This window comes from Enterobacter sp. ECC_219_Taxon_10, from assembly GCF_058354905.1.
Genome location: NZ_CM178005.1, coordinates 921,306 through 933,410, shown reverse-complemented (window position 1 = coordinate 933,410; position 12,105 = coordinate 921,306). Strand labels below are relative to the sequence as shown.

Annotated in this window: 14 protein-coding genes; 8 read left to right on the top strand and 6 right to left on the bottom strand. The window is 55.0% G+C overall.

The genetic code is table 11. From position 1 onward, the window contains the following. Positions 1-119 precede the first annotated feature (119 nt). The 6 genes from metN (at position 120) to proS (ending at position 5,699) form a co-directional block, all read left to right on the top strand. On the top strand, positions 120-1,151 hold the full coding sequence (metN, locus tag AC4ICF_RS04315) for a methionine ABC transporter ATP-binding protein MetN (RefSeq protein ID WP_163330366.1): 1,032 nt from the start codon (positions 120-122) through the stop codon (positions 1,149-1,151). After that, positions 1,144-1,797: a methionine ABC transporter permease MetI gene (locus AC4ICF_RS04310; RefSeq protein WP_014168730.1), complete on the top strand. Its 654-nt coding sequence runs from the start codon at positions 1,144-1,146 to the stop codon at positions 1,795-1,797. The genes metN and AC4ICF_RS04310 overlap by 8 nt, the downstream gene beginning before the upstream one ends. Positions 1,798-1,837: 40 nt before the next feature. Continuing rightward, positions 1,838-2,653, top strand: coding sequence for a methionine ABC transporter substrate-binding lipoprotein MetQ (gene metQ / locus AC4ICF_RS04305; protein ID WP_116344006.1), 816 nt, complete (start codon positions 1,838-1,840; stop codon positions 2,651-2,653). Between the two features lie 106 nt (positions 2,654-2,759). Beyond that, positions 2,760-3,164 carry an Rcs stress response system protein RcsF gene (gene rcsF / locus AC4ICF_RS04300; RefSeq protein WP_008501883.1) on the top strand — a complete coding sequence of 135 codons (405 nt, stop codon included), beginning with the start codon at positions 2,760-2,762 and terminating at the stop codon, positions 3,162-3,164. After that, the gene (gene tsaA, locus AC4ICF_RS04295) at positions 3,161-3,868 is read left to right on the top strand and encodes a tRNA (N6-threonylcarbamoyladenosine(37)-N6)-methyltransferase TrmO (RefSeq protein ID WP_116344005.1); all 708 of its coding nucleotides are present in this window, start codon (positions 3,161-3,163) and stop codon (positions 3,866-3,868) included. Before rcsF ends, tsaA begins: the two co-directional genes overlap by 4 nt. A 112-nt stretch (positions 3,869-3,980) precedes the next feature. Further along, a complete protein-coding gene (gene proS, locus AC4ICF_RS04290; RefSeq protein ID WP_316380891.1) occupies positions 3,981-5,699 on the top strand; it encodes a proline--tRNA ligase in 1,719 nt (572 codons plus the stop codon). A gap of 47 nt (positions 5,700-5,746) precedes the next feature. On the opposite strand, the gene nlpE is transcribed toward proS, so the two are convergent. The 3 genes from nlpE to AC4ICF_RS04275 are packed head-to-tail and all read right to left on the bottom strand — an operon-like array spanning position 5,747 to position 7,444. Continuing rightward, positions 5,747-6,445 carry an envelope stress response activation lipoprotein NlpE gene (gene nlpE / locus AC4ICF_RS04285; RefSeq protein WP_116344004.1) on the bottom strand — a complete coding sequence of 233 codons (699 nt, stop codon included), beginning with the start codon at positions 6,443-6,445 and terminating at the stop codon, positions 5,747-5,749. 34 nt (positions 6,446-6,479) lie between these two features. Further along, positions 6,480-6,902 (bottom strand): alternative ribosome rescue aminoacyl-tRNA hydrolase ArfB, encoded by a 423-nt coding sequence (gene arfB / locus AC4ICF_RS04280; protein WP_116344003.1) that lies wholly within the window; start codon positions 6,900-6,902, stop codon positions 6,480-6,482. Next, a complete protein-coding gene (locus AC4ICF_RS04275) occupies positions 6,899-7,444 on the bottom strand; it encodes a YaeQ family protein (RefSeq protein ID WP_316380893.1) in 546 nt (181 codons plus the stop codon). The genes arfB and AC4ICF_RS04275 overlap by 4 nt, the downstream gene beginning before the upstream one ends. A gap of 196 nt (positions 7,445-7,640) precedes the next feature. On the opposite strand from AC4ICF_RS04275, the gene AC4ICF_RS04270 reads away from it, so the two are divergent. Together AC4ICF_RS04270 and rof are read left to right on the top strand one after the other, a co-directional pair. Continuing rightward, positions 7,641-7,841 (top strand): YaeP family protein, encoded by a 201-nt coding sequence (locus tag AC4ICF_RS04270; protein WP_008501889.1) that lies wholly within the window; start codon positions 7,641-7,643, stop codon positions 7,839-7,841. After that, positions 7,828-8,088 (top strand): Rho-binding antiterminator, encoded by a 261-nt coding sequence (rof, locus tag AC4ICF_RS04265; protein ID WP_148420153.1) that lies wholly within the window; start codon positions 7,828-7,830, stop codon positions 8,086-8,088. The genes AC4ICF_RS04270 and rof overlap by 14 nt, the downstream gene beginning before the upstream one ends. Before the next feature lie 28 nt (positions 8,089-8,116). Here rof and tilS read toward each other — a convergent pair whose 3' ends face one another. From tilS to AC4ICF_RS04250, 3 genes are all read right to left on the bottom strand, one after another. Next, on the bottom strand, positions 8,117-9,406 hold the full coding sequence (gene tilS, locus AC4ICF_RS04260) for a tRNA lysidine(34) synthetase TilS (protein ID WP_316380895.1): 1,290 nt from the start codon (positions 9,404-9,406) through the stop codon (positions 8,117-8,119). A gap of 58 nt (positions 9,407-9,464) precedes the next feature. Beyond that, on the bottom strand, positions 9,465-9,854 hold the full coding sequence (locus tag AC4ICF_RS04255) for a VOC family protein (protein ID WP_028015591.1): 390 nt from the start codon (positions 9,852-9,854) through the stop codon (positions 9,465-9,467). A gap of 65 nt (positions 9,855-9,919) precedes the next feature. Beyond that, complete coding sequence (locus AC4ICF_RS04250) at positions 9,920-12,052, bottom strand: lysine decarboxylase LdcC (protein ID WP_491466152.1); 2,133 nt, start codon at positions 12,050-12,052, stop codon at positions 9,920-9,922. Positions 12,053-12,105 lie beyond the last annotated feature (53 nt).

The following is a 12,105-nucleotide window of genomic DNA, read 5'->3' as shown; positions in this document are numbered from 1 at the left end:
TACAGAGTTGGATTGATTTAGACGTCTGGATGCCTTAACATCCGTTTTGTTTACGGTCATCACCCGTATCTGGCAGAAGAAAATGCCACGGCTAACTTACATACGATAAAAATAATCTAATGATTAAACTTTCCAATATCACCAAAGTGTTCCAGCAGGGGAACCGAACCATTCAGGCGCTGAACAACGTCAGCCTGCATGTTCCTGCTGGTCAAATTTATGGCGTCATTGGCGCATCGGGTGCAGGTAAAAGCACGCTGATCCGTTGTGTTAACCTGCTTGAGCGCCCAACCCAGGGCAGCGTAGAAGTTGGCGGTCAGGAACTTACCGCCCTTTCAGAAAAAGAACTCACCAAAGCGCGTCGTCAGATTGGCATGATCTTCCAGCACTTTAACCTGCTGGCGTCCCGCACCGTGTTCGGCAACGTCGCCTTGCCGCTGGAGCTGGATAACACGCCGAAAGAAGAAGTGAAGCGTCGCGTTACCGAACTGCTCGACCTCGTGGGTCTGGGCGATAAGCATGATAGCTACCCGGCAAATCTTTCCGGTGGGCAGAAGCAGCGTGTCGCCATTGCCCGCGCGCTGGCCAGCAACCCAAAAGTACTGCTGTGCGACGAAGCCACCAGCGCGCTGGATCCGGCCACCACGCGTTCTATTCTGGAACTGCTGAAAGACATTAACCGTCGCCTGGGCCTGACGATCCTTCTTATTACGCACGAGATGGACGTGGTGAAACGCATCTGCGACTGCGTGGCGGTCATCAGCAACGGCGAGCTGATCGAGCAGGATACGGTAAGCGAAGTGTTCTCCCATCCGAAGACGCCGCTTGCGCAGCAGTTCATTCAGTCCACGCTGCATCTGGATATTCCGGAAGATTATCTGGAGCGTTTGAAAACCGAATCCACAGCAGACAGCGTCCCGATGCTGCGAATGGAGTTTACCGGTCAGTCCGTTGACGCTCCCCTTCTTTCAGAAACTGCGCGTCGCTTTAACGTGAACAACAACATTATTAGCGCGCAGATGGATTACGCCGGTGGCGTGAAGTTCGGCATCATGCTGACGGAAATGCACGGCACCCATGAAGAAACCCAGGCAGCAATCGCCTGGCTGCAAGAACACCACGTAAAAGTAGAGGTACTGGGTTATGTCTGAGCCGATGATGTGGCTGCTGGTTCGCGGCGTTTGGGAAACGCTGGCAATGACCTTCGTATCGGGTTTCTTTGGTTTTGTAATTGGCCTGCCGGTGGGCGTACTGCTGTACGTGACGCGTCCGGGTCAAATCATTGAGAACGCGAAACTTTACCGTACGCTCTCTGCGCTGGTGAACATCTTCCGTTCTATCCCGTTCATTATTCTGCTGGTGTGGATGATTCCATTTACCCGCGTGATCGTCGGAACCTCTATCGGTCTGCAGGCGGCTATCGTTCCGCTGACCGTAGGCGCAGCGCCGTTTATCGCCCGTATGGTGGAAAACGCCCTGCTGGAGATCCCAACCGGTTTAATCGAAGCTTCCCGCGCGATGGGTGCCACGCCGATGCAGATCGTCCGCAAGGTTCTGCTGCCTGAAGCACTGCCGGGCCTGGTGAACGCGGCAACCATCACGCTCATCACCCTAGTCGGTTATTCCGCAATGGGCGGTGCAGTTGGTGCTGGCGGTTTAGGACAGATTGGTTACCAGTACGGCTATATTGGATATAACGCTACCGTGATGAATACCGTTCTGGTATTGCTGGTTGTTCTGGTTTACTTAATCCAGTTCTCCGGCGATCGCATCGTCCGGACCGTTACTCACAAATAACGTTACACACAACACAAACTCGACGAGTTAAGGATAAAACATGGCGTTTAAATTAAAGACCCTTGCAGCAGTAGGCGCGCTGATTGGCTCTCTGGCACTGGTGGGTTGCGGTCAGGACGAAAAAGATCCAAACCACATTAAGGTGGGCGTTATCGTGGGTGCCGAACAGCAGGTTGCTGAAGTTGCTCAGAAAGTGGCGAAAGAGAAATATGGTCTGGACGTTGAGCTGGTGACCTTCAATGATTACGTTCTGCCGAACGAAGCGCTGAGCAAGGGCGATATCGACGCCAACGCCTTCCAGCATAAGCCATACCTGGATCAGCAGATCAAAGATCGCGGTTATAAACTGGTGGGTGTGGGTAACACCTTCGTTTACCCGATTGCCGGTTACTCTAAGAAAATTAAATCGCTGGACGAACTGCAGCCGGGCTCTCAGGTTGCCGTACCTAACGATCCAACCAACCTTGGTCGTTCCCTGCTGCTGCTGCAGAAAGTGGGCCTGATCAAACTGAAAGACGGTGTTGGCCTGCTACCAACCGTTCTGGACGTCACCGAGAACCCGAAAAATCTGAAAATTGTTGAACTGGAAGCACCGCAGCTGCCGCGTTCTCTGGACGATGCACAGATTGCCCTGGCCGTTATCAACACCACTTACGCCAGCCAGATTGGCCTGACGCCAGCAAAAGACGGTATCTTCGTTGAAGATAAAGACTCCCCGTACGTTAACCTGATCGTGACTCGCGAAGATAACAAAGACGCGGAAAACGTGAAGAAGTTCGTTCAGGCCTATCAGTCTGATGAAGTTTACCAGGAAGCCAACAAAGTGTTTAACGGCGGCGCTGTTAAAGGCTGGTAATCTCACCTCAGTGTAATATCATCAGGACGGGCTTATGCCCGTCTTGTCATTTGTGCAGTCACCTGATTCAATATCTGACGTTTTGATTATCCATTGAGGAATTATTATGCGTGCTTTACCGATCTGTCTTTTAGCACTCATGCTGAGCGGCTGTTCTATGCTAAGCAGATCTCCTGTTGAACCTGTTCAAAGCACGGCAACCCCGCCAAAAACTGAGCCTGCGAAACCGAAAGTGGTTCGCCCTGCGCCGGTTCGCATTATCACCAAAGCTGACGAACTGGTCGGCAAACCGTTCCGTGAACTGGGTGAAGTGAGCGGTGAATCCTGTCAGGCAACCAATCAGGACTCTCCACCGAATATCCCGACAGCGCGCAAACGTATGCAGATTAACGCCGCAAAAATGAAAGCTAACGCGGTGCTGCTGCACAGCTGCGAAGTCACCAGCGGCACGCCGGGCTGCTACCGTCAGGCGGTTTGCATCGGTTCTGCGCTGAACATCACGGCGAAATGAGTGCATTTCATTTTGAGCAGATAGGCGTTATCCACTCTCCGTATAAAGAGAAGTTTGCCGTACCCCGCCAGCCTGGTCTGGTCACCAGCGGCAGCGGCGAGCTTCATCTTCAGGCGCCTTATAACCAGGCCGATGCAGTACGCGGGCTTGAGGCGTTCAGCCACTTATGGGTGGTATTTGTCTTTCACCAGACAATGGAAGGCGGCTGGCGTCCCACCGTGCGTCCCCCGCGCCTGGGCGGAAATGCGAGAATGGGCGTGTTTGCGACTCGCTCGACCTTCCGTCCAAATCCGATCGGGATGTCGCTGGTTGAACTGAAGGGCATACGTTGCCAGAAGGAACAGGTCATACTTGAGCTGGGCAGTCTGGACCTGGTCGACGGCACGCCGGTTATCGACATCAAACCCTATTTGCCCTTCGCCGAAGCCCTCCCGGACGCGCGTGCAAGCTATGCTCAGGACGCACCGCAGGCGGATATGCCTGTTTATTTTACGCCTGAGATAACCGCGCAGCTTGGTCAACTGGAGAAACGCTATCCTCGCTTACGGGATTTCATCACTGAAGTTCTGGCACAGGACCCCCGTCCGGCCTACCGTAAAGAAGAGGAAGCAGGAAAAACGTACGCCGTCTGGCTGCTGGATTTTAACGTGCGCTGGCGCGTCACCGGGGCAGGTTTCGAAGTGTTTGCCCTTGAACCCAGGTAATTTTGTTCTCCTCTCTTTTGGCATCTTTGCCACACTGGTAAACTAAACCACTTTTTTTGTGTCAGGCTGGTGTTTCAGCCTGTTCCAATCGTCGAAATGGAACCGTAACAACATGCGTACTAGCCAATATCTGCTCTCCACTCTGAAGGAGACGCCTGCCGACGCCGAAGTGATCAGCCATCAGCTGATGCTGCGCGCCGGGATGATCCGCAAGCTGGCCTCCGGGTTATACACCTGGCTGCCGACCGGCGTGCGCGTCCTGAAAAAAGTCGAAAACATCGTGCGTGAAGAGATGAACAACGCCGGTGCTATCGAGGTGTCCATGCCCGTGGTTCAGCCCGCTGACCTGTGGCAGGAGAGCGGCCGTTGGGAGCAATATGGCCCAGAACTGCTGCGCTTCGTCGATCGCGGCGAGCGTCCGTTCGTTCTCGGCCCAACGCACGAAGAAGTGATCACCGACCTGATTCGTAATGAGCTGAGCTCTTACAAACAGCTGCCGCTGAACTTCTTCCAGATCCAGACCAAGTTCCGTGACGAAGTGCGCCCACGTTTCGGCGTGATGCGCTCTCGTGAATTCCTGATGAAAGATGCCTACTCTTTCCATACGTCACAGGAATCGCTGCAAGAGACCTACGACAAAATGTACGAGGCTTACAGCAAAATTTTCTCTCGCATGGGTCTGGATTTCCGTGCTGTGCAGGCTGATACCGGCTCCATCGGCGGCAGCGCGTCCCATGAGTTCCAGGTACTGGCACAGAGCGGTGAAGACGATGTGATCTTCTCTGACTCTTCAGACTACGCGGCGAACATCGAATTTGCAGAAGCGCTGGCACCAAAAGAACCACGCGGCGCGGCCACGCAAGAGATGACGCTGGTTGATACGCCAAACGCGAAAACCATCGCCGAGTTGGTTGAGCAGTTCAGTCTGCCGATCGAAAAAACAGTGAAAACGCTGCTGGTGAAATCCACCGAAGGCAGCGCTTACCCGCTGGTTGCCCTGCTGGTGCGTGGCGATCATGAACTGAACGAAGTAAAAGCCGAGAAGCTGCCCCAGGTAGCCAGCCCGCTGACGTTCGCAACGGAAGCGGAAATCCGTGCCGTAGTGAATGCGGGTCCAGGTTCACTGGGTCCAGTCAACCTGCCTGTGCCGGTTGTTATTGACCGCACGGTTGCTGCAATGAGCGACTTCTCTGCAGGTGCGAACATCGACGGTAAACATTACTTCGGCATCAACTGGGATCGCGACGTGGCGACGCCAGAAGTGGCTGACATTCGTAACGTGGTGGCAGGCGATCAAAGCCCGGACGGTCAGGGTACCCTGATGATTAAGCGCGGCATCGAAGTTGGCCACATCTTCCAGCTGGGCGATAAATACTCTCGCGCGCTGAACGCCGCCGTTCAGGGTGAAGATGGCCGTAACCAAATCCTGACCATGGGCTGCTACGGTATCGGGGTGACGCGCGTGGTGGCTGCGGCCATCGAGCAGAACTACGACGAACGCGGCATCGTCTGGCCGGACAATATTGCGCCGTTCCAGGTGGCTATTCTGCCAATGAACATGCACAAATCTTACCGCGTGCAGGAGCTGGCCGAGAAGCTGTACGCCGAGCTGCGCGCTCAGGGTATTGAAGTGCTGATGGATGACCGTAAAGAGCGTCCGGGCGTGATGTTTGCCGATATGGAACTGATCGGTATCCCGCACACCGTCGTCATTGGCGACCGTAACCTCGACAGCGATGAGATTGAATACAAATACCGTCGCAGCGGCGAAAAACAGATGATCAAGACTGGCGATATTCTTGATTACCTGGTGAAAGCCATCAAAGGCTAAACAAAAAACCCCGCTCAGGCGGGGTTTTTTAATGGCTCAACGTCAGCTTATTTGCTGCTACAGTCTTTGCCCGCAATAAATTTCACGTCTTTATCTGCCACCAGCGTTTTCACCATCTCCCCGCTATCCGGGTTTGGCTCCAGCGTAAAGTGACCGTCAACCGTCAACAATATCGGCTTGCTGTCATTGCCGCGCGCCACGGCGTAATCACGTTCAAGCTGTGCATTGTTTGCCACGCTGACTTTCTTACCGGTAGCGCAGTCGGTAAAGATCGCCGCATCCGCCATATAGAAATACATCCCCCGCATCGCCATCGGCGTGGCAGGCAGCGCCGCTTTCACCGGTGTCAGCGTGTAGTTGAACTGGGATTCAATCGGATTGCCTTCCCGGTCGAGCATTTCCATGTTCTCGCCTTTAGGGCGGAACCAGGTTTTGTCACCGGAAGTATCCGTCAGCACCAGCTTCTCAGCCGTACGCGCCCATGTCCCGTAAGTCGCAAATGAAGAGGGTTCTTTTGCGCCCTGATAGCGCTGGTTCATCACCCAGGTACCGTCTTTTTGCAGGAACAGTGACGTTTCAATGCCTTCGCAATCCGCGCAAGGCAATACGCCCCGCCAGCTCTGCTGCATTGGCTTTAACTCTTCATTCTGCGCTGGCTGCAAAACCTGCGTTTCAGAACGGTTGTTACACCCGAAAAGCGCAAACAGCGTACTCACTGCCAGCGCTGAAAATAATGCTTTTTTCACAATGAATTCCTTATGAAAATTGTGTTCCCTTTCGTCACTCCATCGGGCGACGAACTTTACCGCGTAGTGCTTTCACTGTGGATTTTTGAGCTTTCGAGGACAGCCGACGCTCTTTCGATGCGCGGGTTGGCCGCGTTGCCCGGCGGCTTTTTTGTACTGCCGTTAACTCTTTGATGACCGCCACCAGCCTGGCTACCGCCGCTTCCCGGTTTAATTCCTGGCTGCGGTACTCCTGGGCTTTAATCACGATCACACCTTCGCTGGTGATCAGGTGATGGCTGGCAGCGAGCAGACTTTCCTTATAATACTCTGGCAGGCTTGATGCCCGAATGTCAAAACGCAAATGGATAGCCGTTGAAGCCTTATTGACGTGCTGTCCACCCGCACCCTGAGCACGGATGGCGGTGATCTCCAGCTCGTTATCAGGGATGCTGACGTTTCGGGACAAAACGATCATGGCGCAGGCTGCCAGGCCGTCAGATGAATTTCCAGATTATTCTGAGAATCAGAAAGCCAGATGGCGCCGTCCTGAATCGTTGCCTGCAACGCCATCGTTCGGCTGGCGAACTCGCTCAGCTGCGCCAGCTGTTCATCATCCAGATACCAGACGGCGAGATTTTTAAACTGCCCGCATTTATTCTTATTTTGTTGCCACCAGATTTCCGCCGCGCGCTGGTTATAGGCGAATAAGGCCACTTCCGCGGACTGAGTACAGGCCTTTTTAATCCTGCGCTCATCCGGCAGACCGAGTTCAATCCATAAATCGATCCCAAGATGATCGTTGCGCAGCCAGGCTTCAGGCTCGTCTTCCGCGCTTAAGCCACGGGTAAACTGCAGCCGCTCGTTGGCGTATTTAATCCACGCCAGCAGGCGCAGCATCATGCGCTCCTGAGTTTCGGAGGGGTGGCGTGCCAGAGTAAGCGACGCGTCCAGAAACTGGTTGCGATCAAGATCGGCCACGTTGACCACTGCTTTATAAATTGTCGCTTTCAGCGCCATGAGAGAACTCCATTCGAATCAGCCGCACATTGTAGCGAAAACAGAGGCAAAAGGCTGTTACGGAGTAATAAATACACCACTATCAAGGCGCTGATATTGCTTAAATGAGTATGGTATAGTCACCTTGCTAAACCGAGTTTATCTTCGTAGGCTTAATGATATCTCACAGTAAGTCAGTGCGCTGGCGGGAGGGGATGTGAATAATTATTGTGAGTTAATTCGCAAACGGTATGCGGAAATCGCCAGCGGAGATCTGGGGTATGTCCCGGACGCGTTGGGCTGTGTATTGAAAGTGCTTAATGAAGTGGCCTCTGATGAGAGCCTTTCAGAGTCGGTCAGGGAAAAAGCAGCGTATGCTGCGGCGAATTTACTGGTGAGCGATTATGTCGATGAATGATACTTATCAACCCATCAATTGTGATGACTATGACAACCTCGAACTCGCCTGCCAGCATCATTTAATACTGACGCTGGAGCTAAAAGATGGCGAAGTGTTGAAGGCGAAGGCCAGCGATCTGGTTTCACGCAAGAATGTGGAATACCTGGTCGTGGAAGACGCCGGTGCGACGCGTGAGCTGCGTCTGGACAAAATAGCCAGCTTCAGCCACCCGCAAATCGGCACCGTCGTGGTGAGCGAATCCTGATGACACTAACGGGCAGCCGGGCTGCCCGTTACGCTTTCCGCCACTCGAAGCATGCCCCTTCTTCTGTCCACCCCGCTTCCGTGATGAACACCCCTGCAGCAGCAATCAGCGTTTCACCGTAGAACAGCAGCGGCGTGGTGTCGCGCAGCCACGGCGGCACGTTGCATTCCTGCCATATCTTTTTCAGTTTCCGTCCCCCGTTGCGTCCGACGATATGCAGCAAGCCGCCAGCCTTAAAGCGCACGCTGACCGGTTCACCGGGGTTTGGCAGACGCACATGACCCGTCGGCATCAGAGAGACACTCCCCGCATCCTGGGGCAATATTAACGGAGCCTCCGGTGACGGCCAGTGGAGCACCACATTGGTCAGCGGGGGGAAGGATTTTACCCACCAGAGTTTTCCTTTATAGCGTCTGACCTCGAAGCCATTCAGGTGTACGCAAGGGGACGCATCTTCCCGCGCCTGTGCGACTTCGTCCCAGATGCGGCTCAGCATTGCCCGCGACGGCATCACAGCATGATGAGAGGCGAGCCAGCGGCGTAACAGCGCGGCCCGACGCACCGGGCTTGCCGCCTCCAGCGGCGCGATCGCCAGCGCACCGTCTTCAGAGATCAGATCAGCCAGCTCTTCGCTGAGTAACTCATCCAGCAGGCTTTCCTGTTCGGCGCACAGCATGGCGCTTCTTGCTGTCGCGTCGGCAAAATGCGGCCAGCGCTCGCTTAAAAGCGGGAGGACGCGCAGACGCAGGAAGTTACGATCGTAGCTGTCGTCCTGGTTGCTCTCATCTTCGATCCAGCTCAGCCGATGTTCCCGCGCCCAGGATTCCAGCGATGCGCGGGTCTCGCCAAGCAGCGGACGCAATAATTGCGTCCCGGCAAACTCAGAAAGCGCCGGCATGGCGGAAAGCCCAGCGGGTCCGCTGCCCCGCTTAAGCGCCAGCAAAAAAGTTTCGCACTGATCGTCCAGATGCTGCGCCGTGACCAGCGCTTCTCCAGTACGTAATGCCCCGGCAAACGCGGCGTAGCGAACTTTACGCGCCTGCGCCTCAATACCCAGTCCTTCATCCGCAAGCGTGACGCGCTCAACGACGAGCGGGATAGCCCACGCCTCACACAAGGCTTCACAGTGCGCCACCCACTCCTCCGCGTGTGGGCTTAACCCGTGATGGATGTGTATAGCCCGAAGCTGAACGTCAGGGTCCCGGTCGCGCCAGAGCCTAAGGCGATGCAGCAACACGGTGGAATCCAGGCCACCGCTAAACCCCACCAGCAGCTGGCGGTACGGTGAAACGGCTTGTGCGATAGCGGGTAAGGTCATAGGAAATTACACATAAAAAATGCCCGAACTGAGCGGGCATTATCACACAGGACAAACATTACTGCTGGTAAAGCTCCAGCGGCAGGCCATCCGGGTCGTTAAAAAAGGTAAAGCGCTTGTCGGTAAACGGATCGACACGAATCGCCTCGCACGTCACGCCGTGCGCTTCCAGATGTTTTACTGCGCTATCAAGGTCATCAACGCTGAAGGCCAGATGACGCAGGCCGCAGGCTTCCGGGCGGGACGGACGCGAAGGCGGAAAAGGAAAAGAGAACAGCTCAATCACATACTGCCCGTTTAACGCGAGATCGCCCTTCCAGGAGTCGCGCTCCTCGCGGTAGGCTTCGCTCATGAGCGTAAAGCCAAGAATGTCGCAGTAGAAGGCCTTACTTTTCGCATAATCGGTGGCAATGATCGCAATATGGTGAACCGCTTTTAAACCCAGCATAGCTTCTCCTTTTTATGATGCCTGAACGTTACAACCGAAAACCCACACCTGGCAAGCGGTCACATTTATTTTAGGACTCTCACCCAGTACACGCCGTTTTCATCGCGTTTCGCGCCGTGGATATCCGTTTCAAAGCCCGGATAGTGGCGTCCTACCGAACAGAGCATCAGCAGGAAATCGAGCACTGCCCGGCTCTCCTCGGTGATCATCTCACCCGGCATCAGCAGCGGCACGCCTGGTGGATACGGCAGGATCATGTTGGCCGATATCCGCCCGACCAGGTTTTCCAGCTCAATGGTTTCGATTTCACCTTTCACCTGCCGTTGCCAGGCCTTGTGAGGCGTCAGTTTCATATCAGGCAGGACATCAAACGCCTGGAGCATCAGGCGCGGCAGATCGTGCTGGCGGATCAGCCTGTGGATCCCCTGGGCCAGATCCTGAATGCGCATCGTGCGGTAGAAGTCAGGATCTTCCGCGTAGAGATCCGGCAGCATGTTCTTCACCCGCAGGTTGAGATCGTAGGCGCGCTTAAACTCCATCAGCCCGCGCAGCAGCCCCATTGCCCGGGTTTTATCGATCCCGATACTGAACAGGAACAGCAAGTTGTAGGGGCCGGTCTTCTCCACCACCACGCCGCGCTCGTCAAGGAACTTCGCCACCAGCGCGGCGGGGATCCCTTCATCGCCCATCACGCCCTGCTCGTCCATCCCCGGCGTCAGGATCGTTACCTTAACCGGATCGAGGAACATGTGGTCCGCATCGGCATCCCGGAAGCCGTGCCAGCTCTCTCCCGGCGCGACGGCCCAGCACTCCGCCTCGTCGATCGCTTCCGGCTGCCAGATATCGAAGAACCAGCCGTCGGCCTCATCCTTCAGCCGCTGGACCTCTTTACGGAAATGCAGCGCCCGTTCCACCGAGCGGTTAATCAGGCGTTTACCCGGATTACCGCGCAGCATCGCCGCGGCCGTTTCAATAGACGCCACCAGCGGATAGCTCGGTGAGGTGGTGGTGTGCATCATAAAGGCTTCGTTAAACGTATCCTCGTCGTACTCGCCTTTGATGTGAATAAGAGACGCCTGCGAAAATGCGGCCAGCATTTTGTGCGTCGACTGCGTTTCGAAAAACACTTTGCCCGGCACGCGCTCGCCGCTCATCCCACTTTTACCCGAATAAATCGGGTGGAAATTGGTGTACGGCACCCACGCGGAATCGAAGTGAATCGACGGTACGTCCAGCGTCTGCTTGATCCAGTTCGTATTGTAGAGCAGACCATCATAGGTGGAGTTGGTAATCACCGCATGGACAGGCCAGCTTGCGTCGGGTATCGCCGCAACCTTACTTTCGATGGCTTGATGCGTGAACTCCCGGCGCGGAATGCCGCCGAGGATACCGAGCGCGTTACGCGTGGGTGACAGCCAGATCGGGACGACGTCGCTCATCAGCAGCAGGTGCGCCAGCGATTTATGGCAGTTACGGTCAATCAGCAACGTGCTTCCGGTTGGCGCGGCGTACATTCCGACGATTTTGTTCGAGGTCGAGGTGCCGTTGGTCACCATATAGCTCTGCTCGGCGCCAAAGGTGCGGGCGATATACTCTTCAGCTTCAAGATGCGGGCCGGTGTGATCCAGAAGAGAGCCTAACTCGGTCACTGAAATCGACACGTCTGCTTTCAGGGTGTTGCCGCCGAAGAAATCGTAGAACAGGCACCCCACCGGGCTTTTTTGATAGGCCGTTCCGGCCATGTGTCCCGGCGTACAGAAGGTGTATTTCCCCTCTTTCACATAGGTGAATAGCGCGCGCGTGAACGGCGGTGTGATGTTATCAAGATATTCGCCAGTGTATTGCTGAATGCGGGTCGCAATATCTTCCGCCACGCCGAGCGAGTATTCAAAGAACCACAGCGCCATGCGCATATCGTGAGCGCTGACGTCCATGGTGGAGTGAGTGTTGATAAAGGCGTAGAGCGGAAGATATTCATTCAGCCTGTTGATCTCGCTGCACAGCTCCATGTCGTATTCGTCCCAGTCGAATATCACGCCACAGATGCGCGGATTATGTTCGATGAATTTCAGCAGATCGGCGCTGTTCTGCGGCCAGATTAGCTGATATCCGCGTGCTTTAAGGGCTTGCTCCAGCTCCTTGATGGGCTCGTCTTTATAAAAGACGCCGTGTGGCCCCATGATGGCAATGATGTTCATGGTTTACCTCCTTGAAAAACATCAGATAAGCATAGTTAAGGTAAACGGCAGGT

Excerpts from the sequence above, each read along its gene's own strand:
- AC4ICF_RS04255 (WP_028015591.1), bottom strand. The coding sequence starts at position 9,854 with ATGCTGGGTTTAAAAGCGGTTCACCATATTGCGATCATTGCCACCGAT.
- proS (WP_316380891.1), top strand. The coding sequence starts at position 3,981 with ATGCGTACTAGCCAATATCTGCTCTCCACTCTGAAGGAGACGCCTGCC.
- AC4ICF_RS04275 (WP_316380893.1), bottom strand. The coding sequence starts at position 7,444 with ATGGCGCTGAAAGCGACAATTTATAAAGCAGTGGTCAACGTGGCCGAT.
- rof (WP_148420153.1), top strand. The coding sequence starts at position 7,828 with ATGTCGATGAATGATACTTATCAACCCATCAATTGTGATGACTATGAC.
- AC4ICF_RS04250 (WP_491466152.1), bottom strand. The coding sequence starts at position 12,052 with ATGAACATCATTGCCATCATGGGGCCACACGGCGTCTTTTATAAAGAC.
- rcsF (WP_008501883.1), top strand. The coding sequence starts at position 2,760 with ATGCGTGCTTTACCGATCTGTCTTTTAGCACTCATGCTGAGCGGCTGT.
- metN (WP_163330366.1), top strand. The coding sequence starts at position 120 with ATGATTAAACTTTCCAATATCACCAAAGTGTTCCAGCAGGGGAACCGA.
- tilS (WP_316380895.1), bottom strand. The coding sequence starts at position 9,406 with ATGACCTTACCCGCTATCGCACAAGCCGTTTCACCGTACCGCCAGCTG.
- metQ (WP_116344006.1), top strand. The coding sequence starts at position 1,838 with ATGGCGTTTAAATTAAAGACCCTTGCAGCAGTAGGCGCGCTGATTGGC.
- AC4ICF_RS04310 (WP_014168730.1), top strand. The coding sequence starts at position 1,144 with ATGTCTGAGCCGATGATGTGGCTGCTGGTTCGCGGCGTTTGGGAAACG.
- tsaA (WP_116344005.1), top strand. The coding sequence starts at position 3,161 with ATGAGTGCATTTCATTTTGAGCAGATAGGCGTTATCCACTCTCCGTAT.
- arfB (WP_116344003.1), bottom strand. The coding sequence starts at position 6,902 with ATGATCGTTTTGTCCCGAAACGTCAGCATCCCTGATAACGAGCTGGAG.